General features: G+C 38.7%; 16 protein-coding genes and 1 pseudogene. 5 read left to right on the top strand and 12 right to left on the bottom strand.

Annotated features, from left to right (window positions below):
* Positions 1-91: 91 nt before the first annotated feature.
* Together R2S57_RS13680 and R2S57_RS13675 are read right to left on the bottom strand one after the other, a co-directional pair.
* Positions 92-964, bottom strand: a complete 873-nt coding sequence (locus R2S57_RS13680; RefSeq protein WP_316845511.1) for an RNA polymerase sigma factor — start codon at positions 962-964, stop codon at positions 92-94.
* Positions 965-1,019: 55 nt separating this feature from the next.
* Positions 1,020-1,769: an SDR family oxidoreductase gene (locus R2S57_RS13675; RefSeq protein ID WP_316845510.1), complete on the bottom strand. Its 750-nt coding sequence runs from the start codon at positions 1,767-1,769 to the stop codon at positions 1,020-1,022.
* 454 nt (positions 1,770-2,223) lie between these two features.
* On the opposite strand from R2S57_RS13675, the gene R2S57_RS13670 reads away from it, so the two are divergent.
* Together R2S57_RS13670 and R2S57_RS13665 are read left to right on the top strand one after the other, a co-directional pair.
* Positions 2,224-2,940 carry a hypothetical protein gene (locus tag R2S57_RS13670; protein ID WP_316845509.1) on the top strand — a complete coding sequence of 239 codons (717 nt, stop codon included), beginning with the start codon at positions 2,224-2,226 and terminating at the stop codon, positions 2,938-2,940.
* Positions 2,941-2,950: 10 nt separating this feature from the next.
* Positions 2,951-3,367, top strand: a complete 417-nt coding sequence (locus R2S57_RS13665) for a hypothetical protein (protein WP_316845508.1) — start codon at positions 2,951-2,953, stop codon at positions 3,365-3,367.
* 180 nt (positions 3,368-3,547) lie between these two features.
* Here R2S57_RS13665 and R2S57_RS13660 read toward each other — a convergent pair.
* The 7 genes and pseudogenes from R2S57_RS13660 to R2S57_RS13630 all read right to left on the bottom strand — a co-directional run.
* Positions 3,548-4,009, bottom strand: a pseudogene (locus tag R2S57_RS13660) (DinB family protein); the annotation flags it as partial.
* A gap of 50 nt (positions 4,010-4,059) precedes the next feature.
* Positions 4,060-4,881 carry an AraC family transcriptional regulator gene (locus R2S57_RS13655; protein ID WP_316845507.1) on the bottom strand — a complete coding sequence of 274 codons (822 nt, stop codon included), beginning with the start codon at positions 4,879-4,881 and terminating at the stop codon, positions 4,060-4,062.
* Between the two features lie 11 nt (positions 4,882-4,892).
* Positions 4,893-5,384 carry a YbhB/YbcL family Raf kinase inhibitor-like protein gene (locus tag R2S57_RS13650; RefSeq protein WP_316845506.1) on the bottom strand — a complete coding sequence of 164 codons (492 nt, stop codon included), beginning with the start codon at positions 5,382-5,384 and terminating at the stop codon, positions 4,893-4,895.
* A 137-nt stretch (positions 5,385-5,521) separates the two neighbouring features.
* The gene (locus tag R2S57_RS13645) at positions 5,522-6,133 is read right to left on the bottom strand and encodes a YdeI/OmpD-associated family protein (RefSeq protein ID WP_316845505.1); all 612 of its coding nucleotides are present in this window, start codon (positions 6,131-6,133) and stop codon (positions 5,522-5,524) included.
* A 15-nt stretch (positions 6,134-6,148) separates the two neighbouring features.
* Entirely contained in the window at positions 6,149-6,562 is a 414-nt protein-coding gene (locus tag R2S57_RS13640; RefSeq protein ID WP_316845504.1) for a VOC family protein, read from the bottom strand.
* 87 nt (positions 6,563-6,649) lie between these two features.
* Entirely contained in the window at positions 6,650-7,228 is a 579-nt protein-coding gene (locus R2S57_RS13635) for a Crp/Fnr family transcriptional regulator (protein ID WP_316845503.1), read from the bottom strand.
* A 203-nt stretch (positions 7,229-7,431) separates the two neighbouring features.
* Entirely contained in the window at positions 7,432-8,391 is a 960-nt protein-coding gene (locus tag R2S57_RS13630) for an AraC family transcriptional regulator (protein WP_316845502.1), read from the bottom strand.
* A gap of 95 nt (positions 8,392-8,486) precedes the next feature.
* On the opposite strand from R2S57_RS13630, the gene R2S57_RS13625 reads away from it, so the two are divergent.
* Both R2S57_RS13625 and R2S57_RS13620 read left to right on the top strand, forming a co-directional pair.
* On the top strand, positions 8,487-9,647 hold the full coding sequence (locus R2S57_RS13625; protein WP_316845501.1) for an NAD(P)/FAD-dependent oxidoreductase: 1,161 nt from the start codon (positions 8,487-8,489) through the stop codon (positions 9,645-9,647).
* 479 nt (positions 9,648-10,126) lie between these two features.
* A complete protein-coding gene (locus R2S57_RS13620; protein ID WP_316845500.1) occupies positions 10,127-10,924 on the top strand; it encodes a M12 family metallopeptidase in 798 nt (265 codons plus the stop codon).
* Positions 10,925-11,070: 146 nt separating this feature from the next.
* Here the strand turns inward: R2S57_RS13620 and R2S57_RS13615 are convergent, their stop codons facing one another.
* Positions 11,071-11,688: a class I SAM-dependent methyltransferase gene (locus R2S57_RS13615; RefSeq protein WP_316845499.1), complete on the bottom strand. Its 618-nt coding sequence runs from the start codon at positions 11,686-11,688 to the stop codon at positions 11,071-11,073.
* 152 nt (positions 11,689-11,840) lie between these two features.
* On the opposite strand from R2S57_RS13615, the gene R2S57_RS13610 reads away from it, so the two are divergent.
* The gene (locus R2S57_RS13610) at positions 11,841-12,833 is read left to right on the top strand and encodes a hypothetical protein (RefSeq protein ID WP_316845498.1); all 993 of its coding nucleotides are present in this window, start codon (positions 11,841-11,843) and stop codon (positions 12,831-12,833) included.
* Between the two features lie 156 nt (positions 12,834-12,989).
* Here the strand turns inward: R2S57_RS13610 and R2S57_RS13605 are convergent, their stop codons facing one another.
* Together R2S57_RS13605 and R2S57_RS13600 are read right to left on the bottom strand one after the other, a co-directional pair.
* Complete coding sequence (locus tag R2S57_RS13605; RefSeq protein ID WP_316845497.1) at positions 12,990-14,480, bottom strand: family 43 glycosylhydrolase; 1,491 nt, start codon at positions 14,478-14,480, stop codon at positions 12,990-12,992.
* Between the two features lie 464 nt (positions 14,481-14,944).
* Positions 14,945-17,014 (bottom strand): glycoside hydrolase family 2 protein, encoded by a 2,070-nt coding sequence (locus tag R2S57_RS13600; protein WP_316845496.1) that lies wholly within the window; start codon positions 17,012-17,014, stop codon positions 14,945-14,947.
* Positions 17,015-17,204 lie beyond the last annotated feature (190 nt).

Below are 17,204 nucleotides of genomic sequence, written 5' to 3'. Positions count from 1 at the left end.
ATCGTTTGTTCGGCTTAGTCTTAGTTACGAGAATGCCGTTGAGTTACCAAACGGAAGCACCTTTCAAAATGGATAGTTTACCGGACGATATTCATGAATCCAATATTGATTTTATTAGCTTATTGTTAAATATTTCGTTAACTATTTTTGATGATGTTAAAGGTTCTTGAATTGGGTGTCGCCGGAAAATATTTCTATGTAAATCTTCTACTGTATGGGTAATTAAAATAGCCTTTTGTCCTGACAGCTCATATACCTTTTTCTTGTGGCGGGTGTTAAATACTAAATTGTGAGGATCAACAATTCCAGCATCAATATAGGCCCTTGTTTTCTTAGCACATCTGCAAGGGTTAGATTTATTCACCAAACCGCATCTTTTATTCATCCAATTATATAAGTCCTGTCTTGCCCGCATTAACCGAATACGAAAATTACCTGCCGTAATTCCTAAAATTTCCGAACCTAAGTTATGGTCAATGTCAAACATTTCGCCTAGGATATAAACCATTCTTTGTTCTCTATTTAAACAAAGTAACATTCCGGCAGTACAACTTATTCTAATTTCTTCTATGGTGTCTTTGAGTTCATTTTCTTCAGTTGCATTTAGTTCGTGAACAGGAATATTGTCAATTGAATTAAAATAACTTTCAAAGTCTATTGTTTTCAATTCGGATTTACTCTTTTTTGTGTTTATGAAGTGGTTTACAGTTATTCTATATAGCCAGGTTCTGAATTTACTTTTCCCTTCAAATTTTGTTAGTGCAGTAATTGCTTTTATCAATACTTCTTGCGTTAAGTCTTCTGCATCTTCAACACTTTTGGTCATTTTTATCGCAAGGTTATAAATGAACAATTGGTGTCTGCCAATTAGAATTTGTAATGCTTTTTTATCACCACCAATTGCTAGTTTTACCAAACCCGAATCTACTTCGTCGGTATAGTTTATTTGAAAAGGATTATCCATTTATTTTTAATAAAACTAAAGCAAACCATCAAATTTGCTTTAGTTAATTTACAATTTAAATTTGCCTTAAACCACCATCTACTGTTAATTCGTTGCCGATAATATAGGACGAATCATCAGAAGCAAGAAATAGTACTGTTTTAGCAATTTCTTCAGGTTGACCCCAACGTTTAACAGGGATTTGATTTGTAATGGTTTCGCCCGCTGCTTTTAATACCTCTTCAGGTAACCCAATTTTACCCCAAAGTGGCGTTCCGATGGCTCCTGGGCTTACGGCATTTACCCTGATTCCTCTTTCAATTAATTCGGCCGATGCAACCCGAACAACAGAACGTAATGCTGCTTTACTTGCACTTAATAAACTGCTCCCACCAAAACCGATACTATTTAACCAGGATGTTGTAATCACTACAGAAGCGTTATTATTTAAATAAGGAATAGCTTTTTGAAGCGTAAAGTAAGCTCCTTTGAAATTTACATTGATCATTTCATCAAAAAAAACTTCTGTTGTGTCTGCAATTGTTACCAATTTTGCTTGTGCAGCATTTACGAGTAGAACGTCAATTTTTCCAAATTTAGATTCCGTTTCTTCGAACAACTTGTCCAGATCTGATTGTTTACAAACATCTCCTTGCACAGCAAAACTGTTTGAGCCAAGTTCGCTTACCGCTTCACTGAGGGCTTGTTTACCCCGTCCAAAAATTACAACTTTTGCTCCGTTTGCGATAAATTCTTTGGCTGTCGCCAAACCAATCCCACTGCTACCCCCTGTTATTACAGCAACTTTATTTTTTAATTTGTCCATTTTTACAATAGTTTAATAGCAACTTCATTGTCGCCATGATTTGGACAAGCAAAAAGCAACGTGTTACAAAAGTTGAGGAGCTATTTTGTTCTCACCCTATATGTGAAGGCTGCAGAATCTTTTCCTATATTCTAAAATCTGTGAATTAGGCCATTGCTTTCAGATCAAGCGGAGCTTATTAAGCTAGAAAAGGACAACCATTTACTTTACTATCCCCTTTTTTTATTATTCAATTGTTGCCCGCCAACAAAAAGAAGCATTTCAATCATCAAGTTCTAATGGAATGATCCTGTATCATAAAACTTATATGTTTATACATGTAGTAAATATTATAATATAATTGTATTTTTTACTATAAAAAAAAATATTAGCTTCGTCATGTAATTTCATGTCTGATTTTACATCATCATCCATCTATTATTAAACCCTAATTTAATAAACCAAACGAACAACTATGAAAAATTTATTGAAGTACCTGCTGCTTTTAAACATTGCCGTATTTTCTGTGGCCTGCAGGTCAGATAAGGACGACCTTTTAAATGAACAGCCGAACAAACCGGCCACTGAGTTCTACAAAAATGCAAACGAACTGGCTGCCACCTACGATCCTTCGAATGTTGTAAGTCAGACGATAAGAGATCGCGTTTACGATTTATACAAATCAAAAAAGTGGGGCGATCTGGAAACTTTATTTATAAATAACAATTTAAATGGAAAATGGCCACCTGCAAACGGAGGTTTCAATACAGTAGATGATACACCGATCACGATGGGGCAAAAATATGACAGGTACAGTAGTGCAATCGGAACTTATAGTGGAACCGGGGCGCCAACTTTAGGCGGTAGTTTTACAAGTCCGATTATCAATGGATCTGTATATACTTTCGGGCAAAGGGCCTTGAATCAACCTGAAAATTCCTATGATTTTTATTATGAAATAGAAGTTCTAAATAATTCGCTAAATTTCGGGGGCCAAACAGCAGATATCATACCCTGGTTTAACCAGGCGGGTTATGGTAAGCAGACCATGTGGAAAATACCGATCGATCTAATGACTGGTTACCAAAAAACCTGGAATAAACTGGCCCAGGAAGGATATATCAAGGTAACGATTAAGAAAAATCCAAGTGGAAAATATCCGGGAGCTGTGGGTGTGGTGATTGCACAATAAAATAATTTAGATGTACTCAATTTCAAAAAGAATTTTTATTGAAAATCAGGTATCTGTTGAAAAAGATAGGTTCAGTAATGCTGAGATTGACCTCCTGGCAGGAGCAAAATTCAAATGTTGCAATTGCGGACAAGAAAATACCGTTAAAATAACGCCTTATGAATCAGGTTTTCCAATTTTCCAATTGTACAATAACGAAAAGGTTTTAGCTAAAGATGAACTATTAAGGCATAAAATTGTTTCCGAAACCTCAAAAACTTCACTTCATTTTGGAGAACTGACGGTAAATGATTTACCAACACTGTACTTTGGAACAGATTGCCCATCTTGTGGTTCAAAATATATTTGTATTTTCAGTTATGGTGAAAAACAGCCCGGACTGACTTTGCTTACCATTTCAGGTGTATGGGAATACAACGAAATTTAAGCTTGGGATAGGCTAAAAATGCCATTACCAACCATTAAAAAGGCTGGATTAAATCATATAGCGCTGATCAAGAAATTTCCGGAACTGGCAAAATAGTTGATCAAAGATGGTCTGATTTGTCCCAGCGGGATCATGGAAAACCTCACAGAAATGTGAGGTTTTTTGCATGTAATGCTACTTCTATAATATCATTGCCGTGCTCGTCAAATAATAAGTGGCCAGATCAAGCGAAGATAGTTCAGTAAAACCCGCCTGTCGCAATAGGTTGACCAACTGACCGCGATGATAGGTAGAATGGTTCACGATATGCGCAAAGCTTTGCCAGTAAGCCATCTGTCCGGATCCACCTCTGGGATAAACAAATGTAACCGGATCGCTATAATTTTCTTCGGCATGGTTTTCTATAAAATTCCGCATCCCTGCTGAAGCCGTTTCCCAAATGTAAATCAACTCATTTTTAGAACCCTCAAAATGAGCAGACAGATAAACGGGTCTGGTTTCATTTGTCCAGAAATCAATCCATATTTTTTCTGCGCTAGCAATATGGACACTGGTCTGTTTAATACTGCCGAAACTGCTCAAAAGAGACTGCTCCCATTGTGTGTCGCTGATCTGGCTGAGCCAGGCCATCACTTTATCATCCGCCCAGCTGTTCTAGGCAGCTAAGCCGGTAAAATATTGTTTGTTCATTTTTAATTATTTAACTGATACTGTTTGGGCGTGATGCCGTGTATCTGTTTGAAAGACTGTATAAAACTGGATAAATTTTCGTAGCCAAGTTCATAATAGATTTCGCTGGCAGTGGCATTTCCCTGTTTAAGCAGCATGGCCGCTTTTTGCATTCTTTTTTCCAGCAGCCATTTGCTTGGCGAGGTGAAATAGATCCTGGCAAAGCGACGTTTGAAGGTAGATAAACTCGTATTGCATAAAAAGGCCAGCTCTTCGACGCTTACCGGATGATCGATATTCGCATTAACTGCCTGTCTGATCAGAATATCGTCAACAGGTTCCTGACTAATGCCCCGGAGTTTTTGCAGTTCACCTGGATAATTCTCCCCTAAATACAGCAGTAATTCATGCAATTTTACCAGTTGCATATTCGGTGAAATGCTTTGATTATTTGCAAGCATATGTTCAAGGGAGCTGATAAAATTACCGAGAAAAGCATCCTGTTCAAAACGCAGGATAGGCTCTTCCAGGGTTTTTTCGGCTTGAATACGAAGCAGATTTTGCTGTCTGGCGAAAAAATCAGCAAGTATTGCGTTATCGAAAGAGATCAAAATGCTTCGGTAATGACCACCGGATGTAACCGTTTTTTCGCTCATCAGGCAATTGCCTGCAGCAAGCAACAGGAACTGACCCGGTATGATACCGATCTTTGTGCCCGCATAATACACAGTTTTCTCACCTTCCAACAAAAAGCTAAAAAGGTTTTGCTGGAGGGTAATCCTGTTTCTGGTGCTGTTTCCTTCTGCCTTATAGCTAAAAATGGAGATGGGTTCCGTTGGTTTCATTTCAGGCTAATTTAATGCTTTTGTCCGTAAACCAACAAAGAGGCCTTAGTGAGCGTAGCATAATGCAGGTTGAACCCTACATAAGCGGGCGTTGCGTTTTTATCCAGATCGAGTTTTTGAGCTAGCGCATACACGGTGATCAGATAACGGTGCGCTGTACCTTCGGGTGGTGCAGCGCCGGCATAACCTGGTGTACCCATATCCGTATTGCTTTGTACCGCATATTCTGGCATTAAGTTTTTGACCGGGTCGCCGGCATCAGATGGCAGTTCGTTGATGTGTACCGGAATATTAAAAACCACCCAGTGCCAGAAACCACTGCCCGTTGGTGCATCGAGGTCGTACATGGTCAGGGCAAAAGCCTTGGTTTCTTTCGGCGCGTTCTCCCAATAAAGCTGTGGTGAGCGGTTCTGTCCGTTAAAACCCATGCCATTGACATATTGTTCCTGATTGAGCTGTCCGCCTAATTCGTTACTTTTTAAAGTGAATGTTGTTGTTGTCATTTTTGATTTATTTGAATAAACCAAAGGTAGACTGTCTATTCAGGCAACGCGATAGGCCAACGTTCAAAAAGTATCGCTAAACGTTCAATTTTAGAAAACAAATCAAGAATGAACTAAGCGTTTGAATCAGATGGCTTTCATTTCTCATATTGCCAAAACCTTCCTTGTCCTTCTGCGATCCATTCCAGAGACTGATCTATTCTTTTTTGACGGGTTGCTTCTGTTTTTGCATCAGTGATCCAAACCAGATAATCCTTTCGGAAAGAGGGTGTTTTACTATCAAAAATTTCTTTCGCCACTGGATGGCCTTCGAGCCTTTCGCTAAAGTAATCCGGTACTTCAATTGTTTTTGGCTTGTCGGCTACAGGTTTCACTTTTTTTACCCCAGTTTCATTTAAAACCATGGCTTCCTTGATATAGGCAACTAATGTTTTCTTGTCGGGCAAATCAGATAAAGCTTTTATTTTATCCATATAACCCATCTTCTTCCCTGCTTTTACACTATCGATGAGCTTTTGATCGCGCATCAGCTCCGCTTTGTAAAGACTAAAAGAACAATGGTTTTTATAGGCTGCCAGAATACACATCATATCGCCCTTATAATCAAAGTGGGGAATCCCCCACTTGATTATTTCTTCAACTTCAGGACATGCCTCATGAATGATTTCCCGCAAATAGCTTAGGATTGGTTTTGCAAAATCTGCAGATCCTGCAATATATTCATCGAATTTTGGATTGAATGTTGACATTTTGATCAATTTAGGTTAACATTCTTCAGTTGGTAATTGCGACATATCCATATAGGCCAGTTCCCACTGATGACCGTCTAGATCAGCGAAACCGTGCTGATACATCCAGCCATGATCTTGTGGTTCATTGTAAACAGTACCGCCTGATGCCACCGCTTTTTCAACCAGTTGTTTAAGTTCTTCTTTTGAATGGCTATCCAAAGTAATTAAAACTTCGGTTGTCGTTTTTGCGTCAGACACCGGCTTTTTTGTAAAAGTCTGAAAATAGCTTTCCGTTAAAAGCATCACAAAGATGTTGTCGCTGATGACCATACATCCCGCTTTCTCGTCGCTAAACTGTGGATTGAAATTAAATCCAAGGCCCGAAAAGAATGAAATTGATTTGCTTAAATCTTTCACTGGTAGATTGATAAAAATTTTAGTTGCCATTTCTGTATATTTTAATTTATAAATGATACACAAATATGGAGCACCGATCTGGACTAAAATTTTACATATGTTGAGAAAATGAAAAAATTATTTGTTCGTGAGAAATATTCTGCTCAATTGGGTTGGCGTAATCCCTAAATAGGAAGCGATATGGTGTTTTTTAAGCCTTTTTACCAGGTTTGGATATTTTTGAAGAAAATCATCATAACGCTTGGCGGCTGTTTCAGTCCGAAAGGTAACTTCTAAGGGTTCTTTTTCTATAATCCAATGCAGTTCGGTATAATTGATGTAAAACATGGCAAGGTCAGGAAAGGGAGTAAATAGCTTTTTAAATTCAAAAAAATCATATTCAATCACCATCGTTTCTTCAATGGCCGTGATATAAAACATACTGGCTTTGCCTGCAAGCATTGCACTTAAAGAAGCCGCCATTCTCTGTTCAGGAAAAAAATATTTGATCACTACATCTCCTTCATCAGTTAGGTAGTTTTGAGAAAAAAGTCCGCTGAGTACAAAAGCTACTTTTTTGGGTTGTTGTCCCAGGGAGATAAAATTTTCATTTTTACTGTATTTTTTAAACCTCAGCAAGTTTTTAAACGCAAATTCTGCCTCTGCTGAAATGTTGTAATAACTCCGGATTTTTTGAAAAAAGAGGTCAGTATTCATTAACGCCAATAGATTTGTTCTATGTTGCCTTGCGGCAATAACATTTCAATTTACACAATCTATTTCTGGAAATAAAATAAAAAGTCCAGAGCAGGCAAAACGCTGCATTGCGAAATATGCATTGATTGGCGCAGATGGGCCAACAGGGAAATACATCAGCGAAGAATATTTTCCTGATCCTGCAAGTTGCCCTTGGTAATATACTAACCAACTGAATACTTCTTCGGCTTCATGCCAATATGTTGCTCAAAAACCCTCGAAAAATGGCTCAAATTCGTAAAGCCCAATTGATAGCCCACTTCCGAAACCGTAAACCGTTTTTCTTTTAATAATTTTGCGGCTTCCTGCATCCTTACTGTTTGGTAATATTCGAATATGCCTTTTCCAAAAGTCTGTTTAAATAATTTGCGGAGTTTTGGTTCACTCATGTTCGAAGTTTTGGCGAGTGTTGCAACATTAGGTGCTTCGGCCAAATGCAAATGTAAGTGTGCTTTAATAGCATAAATGGCCTTGATATCACTAATGTGCATACTGCTAGCTGGCACAGCCTCCCTTTGCAGCAGTAACGCAAAAATATGGCACAACAACTCTTCGCATTTCAATTTATAATAATGATTTTCGAGACTTTCGGGCACGGGCTGATGCAACATCTCGCTTGCAGTTTTGATCATCTCCGGCGAAATAGCCGTTTCAAAAACAAAATTATCTTTCGATACCAATATACTTTCCACAATCGGGTGTTGTATTTTGCCAAAAAGCGAGCGTAGGTACTGCCTCGAAACAGCAATGGTGATACTTCCAAAACTGGTATTAGAGGGCATGGCCATTACGGAAGAAACCGCATGCATACAGATCAACACATTAACCTGCTCTGCAGATAGCTGTACCTGAGGCTGTACTGGAGAAGGAAAAATCCCGCTCAATAAAAAAACAACATCCTCCTGCCCTTCCGCAAGCTCGTTTGTACGCTCAATAAAAACATCTTCCTTCAGGTGATAATATCGGATCATCATGCGCAGCTCGTTGCCCCATGAAAAACCTGTGATATAACCAGAGCCTTTGCTTTCCGGAATATAGATGTATCTGCCCTCAATTTTAGCGCCTATCGCCTTCGCAAACTGATGCGCGATACCCGAACCCTTATCTGTAATCGATATTTTCATTTACGACTATTTTAATAACATATATAGCTATTTTATCCCTAAAAGTAATAACAATTTTGTATTGGCATTAATTTGATGTATTAAAATAAAGATATATGTTGTTAGATAACAAACAGGTAGCCATTGTAGGCGGTGGTCCGGGTGGCTTAACACTGGCCAGGCTTTTACAGCTTAACGGCGCAACCGTAAAAGTTTACGAAAGAGATTTAAACCGGGCCGTACGCGTGCAAGGCGCCACGCTTGATCTCCATTTCGAATCGGGCTTAAAAGCAATCGAAAAGGCTGGTTTAATGCAAGCTTTTAAAGCAAACTACCGGCCAGGTGCCGATAAGGGTCGAATTATTGATCCCCAGGGCAAAATTATTTATGACGAGCATATCGAAGACGCAAACAAAGATTTTGATAGTGAATGGTTCAGGCCTGAAATTGACAGGGGCCCACTGCGCGAAATCTTATTAGATTCACTTCAGCCCGATACTGTAGTTTGGGACAGTCAGTTTTTAGCCATGTCACAGGACGGCGATCAATGGAAACTGGAATTTAAAAATGGAACAACGGCCTTTGCGGACATCGTTATCGGTGCTGATGGGGCAAATTCTAAAATCCGTCCATTTGTGACGCCCATCAAGGCTTCTTATGCCAGCACGACCATTTTGCAGGGTAATGTAGCTGATGCCGAAACAACAGTCCCAGATATGAGTCGATTGTTAAAAGGTGGGAAAATTTATGTGCACAGCGGTGGAAAATTCATGCATATTTCATCGAAGGGTGATGGCAGTTTAGATTTCTATATCAGTTGCAAAGTGGACGAAAACTGGGCCAAGAACTGTGGGATAAACTTTTCAGACCGGCCACAGGTGATGGAATGGTTTAAAGAAGAATTTGTGGGTTGGGATGCCATATGGCTCGGATTATTCGAAAAGGTAAGTTTGCCACTTATGCTTCGCCCACAATACAATGTGCCTTTAGATCAATGTTGGGAAGCTCAAGCCAATATCACCTTGCTTGGAGACGCGGCGCACATTATGCCACCATCTGGCGAAGGGGTAAATTTAGCCATGCTGGATGCATTGGAACTAAGTGAAAACCTTACGGATAATGATTTTCAAAGTATTAAAGCCGCCATTTCAGCATATGAAAAACAAATGTTAACAAGAGCTACTGAAGCGACTCAGGATGCCTTGGAGATGGTAGAATGGATGCATGCTGATGATGCACAGGATAAAATGCTTGCTTTGCTAAATCAGGTTCCATAAAAGGATTACAACATAATTTAAGCCCTCAAAATTTTAGGGCTTAAATTATTGTTACTCGTATTTTGCCATAAATTCGGTCTTTATGTAAAATTTACCAGAAAATACCACCCAAATCATCCGAATTGTCATTAGCTATCGGATTACGTGTAAAAAAAGTGAATTTCATTTTTAATTGAAGTTTATATTCGGCTATATTTGAGTATTCATCCCGAATAATATTTACTGTTAACAACAAAAGATCGTATTATGGAGGATATTTTCATTTCTAAAAAGGCTCAAGGCCAAAACCCAACCGCTTCAGGTAAACAATCAAATCAGCCCACAGGCATTCTTTAATCTGTATAAAATTATTTTCAGCATTTAATTGCTGTTTTTGCCCCTGCATGAGATTTTCATCAGTTGCGTTCGCCCTTTATTTTTCTAACCAGCTTAATCTATAAAAAACATAAACCAATAATTAACCTTAAAACCTAAAACCTATGAAAAACTATTTTTTAAAATCAAGCTTTTTGCTTGCGCTGGTCATGACCATGACCATAGGCTGTAAAAAAAATGTTGAAGAAACAAGCTTAGACAACACTGATTTAAAAACTGAAAAGACCGAATTGGATAATATTTTCAGCTGTAAAATGCTCGTTAATGATGATGGTGGTCCGGCAACTGAGGCGAACGGTTACGCAAGTAAAAGATGGGTTAATGGAAGCACGGTTAGAGTACGTTTCATTGGAGGCTCTACCCTATTTCGTAACAAAGTAATACAATATGCCAAAAGTTGGGAGCCTTATGCCAACATTACGTTCACATTCGTTGCCGACAATGCAACCGCCGACGTTAAGGTTGCTTTTGAAGATGACGGTTATTGGTCTTACATTGGTACAGATTCCAGAAGACAGTCAACATCGATGAATTATGGGTTTGATAATACCACAGACGAGACTGAATTTAGAAGAGTAATAACCCACGAATTTGGTCATGCCCTGGGATTGGAGCACGAACAATCACATCCTGATGCCAATATTCCATGGAATACACAAGCTGTTTATAATTATTATATGGGTTTTCCAAATTACTGGACTAAAAGACAAATTGATTATAATGTACTATCTGTTAACTCCAGAACTGGTTTGAACTTCAATGCATACGATACAAAATCTATTATGCACTATCCTGTTGATGCCAGCTTTACAACCAATAATATAGCAATCGCACCAAACAATACAACCATTTCGCAGGGAGATATTAACTATGTGAAAACATACTATCCTGGAAGGAGTTAATCAATTTAAATTCTGAGTAATATAGATTAATGAAGTAAAGAGATGCTAAACAAATATTTAGCATCTCTTTATCTATTCGTTAGGAACGAAAATCATGAAAGTCAGGAAATAATAGGTGCCACGATCATCAAACCTTCATCGCTGGACTACTTTCTGCATTTAATCAGATAAAAAGATTGGTTTTCCACAATTTCAGTGATTTCGAATAAACCTGCACCACTAAATTCATCGGTGATCGATTCCTGATCGTAAAAGAACAGCTGTACACCATTAACGATTTCGTAACGATCTTTGCTGATCATTTTTCCCTGTCCGTAGGTATGGGCCGCTTTAGAAATGGCTGTAAAAACCATATAACCACCATCTTTAAGCTGATGATAACAATCGCCGATCAACTTTTTCCTTTCTTCACTATCCAATAAATGGATCAGTGCGTAGCAAAAAATGCCATCATATTTATTTTCATCAAAAGGCATATCCATTACCGAACCATGGAAGATCACCATATCAGTTCCATAATGTTTTCTTGCCATTTCGATCGCAGTTTTGGAGATCTCAATTCCGGTAACGATTATTCCGTTTTCTACAAAAACCTGTGCATTCCTTCCATAACCAATCCCAGGAACCAGTATGTTTTGAACGGATTCTTGCAAGAAAAAATCTTTGGTCAATACCGCAGATTGGGCGGGTTCAAAGCCCCACATTTCCTTTTTATCGCCAAATGCATTTTCCCAAAATTCGGGTTTATCGCTTTCATTCATCATATATTCCTGTAGTTTTAGCAGGTGCAATTTAGCAGGAATGCGCTAATTTTATTCATGAACAATATTTATAGTCAATGAGATGATAATTTTATTAACCAGATCATTAAAATATTAGATTTTATAGTATTTTTAGCCATCTAAATTAACCAAATATGATGTTCCGACTCACCACGCTCCTCTGTCTGCTCAGTGGATTTATTTATGCCCAGCCTAATGTAAAAGACTTAAACGGACCTTGGGTAGCCATCAATTTAACTTACCTTAGTGGTGACGAATTGCCTGATGCTGACATACATAAGTATGCTTATCTCAAATATACATTTAGCGACAACAATATGATTAGTACCGCAAATGAGTATACAGATTTAGGTTTTGCAGAGCAGTTTGAAACTAAAAACAACAGGTTTATTATTAAATCGCTAAGTGGTTTCCCCACCAATACTTTCAGGGTTTTAAAATTCAGCAAAGACTCTTTAATTCTTGTACAGGGTACGGTGCTAGATGCGCCCAAATCATTAAAATATACTTTTATACCCGAAACAGTTTTTCAAAAATTACATCCACCTCAAGCCGAAGATATTTACCAGATTTCGGGTGCCGACACCATATTTAAAGCCAGTGAAAAAATCCACCCAATATTTGAAGGTTATAACCAAAACAAATCCATAAAATCACAATTGTACAACTCTGGTAAAAACGACCAAAAAAAAGATCTCGTTGCTACATTCATTGTTCGTGCAAACGGAAAGGTCGACAGCTTAAAAATTATTCAATCCGTAACTGCCGATTACGACAATGCTTACCTCAAATTCTTTAATGTAGATAAAAAGAAATGGAAACCGGCCAAATACCATGGCAAAGCTGTATCGACGATTGTGGAGCAGAAGATAAAATATTTTGTCCCTTCCAATTACGAAAATCTAGTACGTGCCATAGCAGCCTATAATGCACAAGATTATCCGGCGGCGTTGGAATATTTTAATCTTTGTCTTACCGAGTATCCAAACGAAATTGATAACCTATATTGCCGGGGCATCTGTAAAAAACAAACCGGCGACCTTGACGGAGCCTGTTCCGATTGGAAAAAAATAAAATCATTAGGTAGCCATTTAGCAGATCGGTTGTTGTTAAAATATTGCAGGTAGATACGACTTTTAATAAAATCCTAAGCGTGTTTTGTCATTCCCTCCAAAAGATTTGTTTGGGAATCGTAATGCCTTGATAGGTTTTTCTTTTGCATTAGGATCCCCGCCTGCGCGAGGATGACGTATGAGGGGTTTAGCCGCGACCACCTATTGGAATTATTTTATATTGAAATTGATTTTAAGTTTTTTATCCTGCTCTACTTCAAAACTTACACCCTTGTCTTTACTGATCGAAGTCATTTCTTTCGACTGAATGATAGTGCTTAAAGCCAATCCATAACATCCTTTCGTAGTATTAGAATGGATTACGGCAACATATTGCTGATTTTTCTTTAAGGGTACATTTGTTTTCACCACAATCGGTTTGGCCGACCAGCCCATCTCTTTTTCAGAAATACTCACCTTTCCGATAGCCGACCCATTAATTTTTCCAGCAGTTGCTGGATAAAAATCGATGTTCAGATCCTGATCAGGATAACCACTTTTTAGTGTGGTAATTTCAACAGATGCTAAAACCCCTGTTTTTATCGCTGTAAAGGTTTGCGACCGCTGTAGATTTGAATTAATATCGCAAGTGGCCAGATAGTCTTCTTCATTTAACATTTGATGTGCTGTAGTACTTTTCTTTACAGCGAAGCTTTTCAAACACTCCATTGGATTGATCGCACCATCTTCAGCAAAGGTTAAGGGTGCCCAATAAAAATTAGCCAGCGCTTCGTTTTTTGCTGCATTGTTCCATAAATCACTTCCATATAAATAAATGGTTTCGGAATCGATTTTCATAGTAGAAACAAAAGAGGGTTGTCCACCGCAGGAGTTATCGCTAATCTTTTTGCCCTCCGACCAAGGGCCCAAAACATTTTTTGCCGTGCGGTATGAGGTACCTGTACCAGAGCAATAACCACAATTGGGATCAGAATAGGTTAAGTAATACATCCCCTTTCTTTTAAACAATGCCGGAGCTTCCGTTTGTCCTGGAGTGATCGACTTAACAACCTTGCCTGTGCCTGAAAGATAATCGGTCGTTAATTGTTCTATTACAATGGTTCCTTTTGTTCTCCAATCGGTAAAAGCCAGGTATCCTGTACCGTCATCATCAATAAAAAGATCATGGTCGCCATTGTTTAAGCCAGCGGCAGGCATATTGCTGTTGATGGAAATTTTTGGTTCAGGTTGTTCTGTAAAAGGTCCGATCGGCGATTTACTTGTAAATACCCGATAACCGCTCACATTATCATAAACGTTGATCCACAATACATAGGTTTTGTTTTTTGGATTAAAAATGACATGCGGCCGAAAGCAACCATAAGTTTTACCATCGCAGCGCGACTGCCATAAAGGTGTGCTGGCGTCAAACAAATAACCTTCATCTTTCCAAGTCACCATATCTTTGGAAGAGTAGGTTTTGAAACCGCAAAATGGTGCTGTTTTATTGTTCCATTCGAAACCACAGTCGTAACTGGTGCCATATAAATAATAAGTTCCTCCGAAATAGGCGATTTCACCATCATGGGCATCTACTGCTTTCCCCATTTGGTCGAATTTTGTAATCTGCTTACCGTCAGGACCAAAATTTTTAATTTCCTGGGCCTGCAAAGTACTACCAAACAACAAAACCATCAATATCATCGCCGAAATTTTTCTCATTATACAAACCTAAATGATCACTAAAACGTTAAATCAAATGTAAATTAATCATAAAAATTAATCTTGTCGTTTTTGATATAAAGTTTGTGCTTTTTGGATTTATCATCAGCTAAAAATAGTCCAATGTCATTAAATTAAGAGATTTAACCACAGATGACACAGATAAACACGGATCTTTACATCCCTGCCAAGCCATTCTGGCGGGGTGTATGCATCCTTTTTTCAGTGGTTAAATTATGTTTAGCTGTGATTAGGGCTTAACTTAATGACATTTGAACAATAGCCTTTAACATGACTGAATAGGTCAAGATTGCGCAGCAACATCCATCGCTACGCAATCATTAACTAAGCAAATAAATGTACTGGAACCATTGGATAGCCATTCCAATGTACCATCAGCTCAGTTGGCAAAATCTGGACTAATCAACCAAATTACTGGATACCAACTCATTTACATTTAAATCTTATCCCTTGAAAATCCAGCTAATACTATCTTTCACGGTTTCGCCATCTTTTACAACGCTGGTTTCAATTGTATTTTTACCTTTTTTTAGATTGATATTCTCGAATTTGTACAATACGTTGCCGTCAACCAATTTTGGTTCGATAGAAATTTTCTTCCCATTTAAATACAGTTTTGGGCTGCCTATATTGGAGTAAACGGTTACTTCGGTAACCTGATGTTTACGTACCGTTGCCCTTCTTTCGGTTAAGTACAACACAGGTGTTTTACTCCAGTTAGCCTTGTACCAATAAAAAGCATCTTTTTTGATCTTGCGGTCGAAAGAAACCAGGCCTTTCATATTTCTGGCGGGCATACTGCCACGGTTCCACATTGGGGTAGCAAAATCGAACATATTCCATACGTAAGATGCCAGTATATAAGGGTGCTTGGCTAAAATAGGCCACTGAATTTCGTGGGTTTTAGTTTCATAGGTTTCAGGGTAATCGGGTAAGGTATAATTGTAAGTGTCCTTTAAATCGGCCTGCTCCTGTTGGTGAAATATATTCCCATCTGCTCCATACTCGGATAAAATGACCTTGTTATTCGGATATTTAGCCTCCAGATCAGTTGCCCATTTTTCTAAACCACCAATTTTACCTTCATACCAACCATAATAGCGGTTCATTCCCTGCACATCGGCATTCAGATTGGTTGGGCGTTCCATTTCGCCATAACCGCTCACCGTAATGGTATAACGGTATGGATCGATTTGTTTGGCCAGATCGTTTAAATCGCGGCTTAATACCGCAGGGAAATCGGAAGGCGTTTTGCCATACACTTCGTTATGCAAACCCCACAAGAAAATTGAAGGATGATTGTAGTTCTGTTTGATCAATTCCATCAATTGCTGTTTGGCGTTTTCACCCTCCTCGCCGGTATAGGTATTTACAAAAGGGATTTCAGCTGAAATCACAAAACCCATACTATCGCATTGCGCATACAGATATTCTGCCTGTTGGTAATGCGCAAGGCGGATCGTGGTTGCCCCCATTTCTTTGATGATATTTAGATCTTCTTTGTGTTGTGCATTGCTCAGCGCATTGCCATATTGCCAGCGATCCTGATGCCTCGAAACGCCGTACATATTGTAACGTTTTCCGTTCAGCATCATCCCCTTTCCGGCCACCAGTTCAAATTTGCGGATGCCCAAAGGCTGTGTAACTTCATCTATTACCTGATTATCCTTAATGATCTGCGTAACCACCTTGTAGAGATATGGATTATTAAAACCGTCCCAAAGCGTTGGATTTTGAACATTAAGATGCTGAACATAATCCTGTCTGCCCTGAGTGTTTACATTATAATTTTCTGTCTGTTGCGCCACATCCTTCCCTGCCTGATCATAAATCGTGGTTTTGATCGATATATCGGTTGCAACAGCCAGTTTGTTTTCTACTTTCACTTCAACGGCAATATCTGCCGATTGCGCTGAAACATTTTTCTGAGAAATGTAAATTCCTGGCGAAGCGTAATCGGTAGTCGTAATGTTGAGCTTATTCGTGGCAATCAATTCAACTGGTCGGTAAATCCCACCATAAATACCAAACAGGAAATGGTTTACGGGAATAATATCTCTTTTAGCGGTATTGTTGGCCTTAACCAGGATGGTATTGTTTTTACCAAAATTTACCGCATAACTGATATCTAAGCAGAAAGCGCTGTAAGATCCCTTGTGTTTGCCCACCAGTTTATTGTTTACATAAACCTCTGCCAATTGGCCCACACCTTCGAACTTTAAAAAGAGCCGTTTGTCCTTATATTCGTTTCCGAAAAAAAAATCCTTTTTATAAATACCTTCACCTTCGTAAAAGTTTTTTGTGGTTTGCATATCTACGGCATTCCAAGTGTGCGGAAGCGTAACTTTCTCCCATTTCGTTTCGGCACTGTCTTTCGTTTTTTTAAACGACCAATCTGCATTAAAAGGTAAAATGATCCTTGCAGGTTGTTGTTGAGCGGATGTAATGCCCACAACAAATATGAGCAGGGCAATTAAAATCGATTTTTTAAATCGGGTTGTATCTATCTTCATTCTTCTTTGTAAAACTGAGATTACTTTATCCTCAGGTTGTATCAATAATTTATATAAGAGCTGTCCCATCGTCCTTCGACAAGTTCAGGATGACAATCTTTTTAAATGAATCGTCATCCGATAGTTATCGGATGCAAGGCACGAAGCAATCTTAATGCGCTCGCTGGGCTGACCCATAGTTGTAGGATTG

It is taken from the genome of Pedobacter psychrodurus (genome assembly GCF_032678585.1).
In the GTDB taxonomy this organism is placed as follows: Bacteria; Bacteroidota; Bacteroidia; order Sphingobacteriales; family Sphingobacteriaceae; genus Pedobacter; species Pedobacter psychrodurus_A.
Note: the sequence above shows the minus strand (reverse complement) of the source record. Positions and strands in the feature narration are given on the sequence as shown.

What these genes read in the sequence shown, in the direction of transcription:
- R2S57_RS13630 (WP_316845502.1), bottom strand. Translation starts at nt 8,391, where the DNA reads ATGAAAATATCGATTACAGATAAGGGTTCGGGTATCGCGCATCAGTTT.
- R2S57_RS13600 (WP_316845496.1), bottom strand. Translation starts at nt 17,014, where the DNA reads ATGAAGATAGATACAACCCGATTTAAAAAATCGATTTTAATTGCCCTG.
- R2S57_RS13615 (WP_316845499.1), bottom strand. Translation starts at nt 11,688, where the DNA reads ATGATGAATGAAAGCGATAAACCCGAATTTTGGGAAAATGCATTTGGC.
- R2S57_RS13675 (WP_316845510.1), bottom strand. Translation starts at nt 1,769, where the DNA reads ATGGACAAATTAAAAAATAAAGTTGCTGTAATAACAGGGGGTAGCAGT.
- R2S57_RS13680 (WP_316845511.1), bottom strand. Translation starts at nt 964, where the DNA reads ATGGATAATCCTTTTCAAATAAACTATACCGACGAAGTAGATTCGGGT.
- R2S57_RS13650 (WP_316845506.1), bottom strand. Translation starts at nt 5,384, where the DNA reads ATGACAACAACAACATTCACTTTAAAAAGTAACGAATTAGGCGGACAG.
- R2S57_RS13605 (WP_316845497.1), bottom strand. Translation starts at nt 14,480, where the DNA reads ATGAGAAAAATTTCGGCGATGATATTGATGGTTTTGTTGTTTGGTAGT.
- R2S57_RS13620 (WP_316845500.1), top strand. Translation starts at nt 10,127, where the DNA reads ATGAAAAACTATTTTTTAAAATCAAGCTTTTTGCTTGCGCTGGTCATG.
- R2S57_RS13665 (WP_316845508.1), top strand. Translation starts at nt 2,951, where the DNA reads ATGTACTCAATTTCAAAAAGAATTTTTATTGAAAATCAGGTATCTGTT.
- R2S57_RS13640 (WP_316845504.1), bottom strand. Translation starts at nt 6,562, where the DNA reads ATGGCAACTAAAATTTTTATCAATCTACCAGTGAAAGATTTAAGCAAA.
- R2S57_RS13635 (WP_316845503.1), bottom strand. Translation starts at nt 7,228, where the DNA reads ATGAATACTGACCTCTTTTTTCAAAAAATCCGGAGTTATTACAACATT.
- R2S57_RS13645 (WP_316845505.1), bottom strand. Translation starts at nt 6,133, where the DNA reads ATGTCAACATTCAATCCAAAATTCGATGAATATATTGCAGGATCTGCA.
- R2S57_RS13610 (WP_316845498.1), top strand. Translation starts at nt 11,841, where the DNA reads ATGATGTTCCGACTCACCACGCTCCTCTGTCTGCTCAGTGGATTTATT.
- R2S57_RS13670 (WP_316845509.1), top strand. Translation starts at nt 2,224, where the DNA reads ATGAAAAATTTATTGAAGTACCTGCTGCTTTTAAACATTGCCGTATTT.
- R2S57_RS13655 (WP_316845507.1), bottom strand. Translation starts at nt 4,881, where the DNA reads ATGAAACCAACGGAACCCATCTCCATTTTTAGCTATAAGGCAGAAGGA.
- R2S57_RS13625 (WP_316845501.1), top strand. Translation starts at nt 8,487, where the DNA reads ATGTTGTTAGATAACAAACAGGTAGCCATTGTAGGCGGTGGTCCGGGT.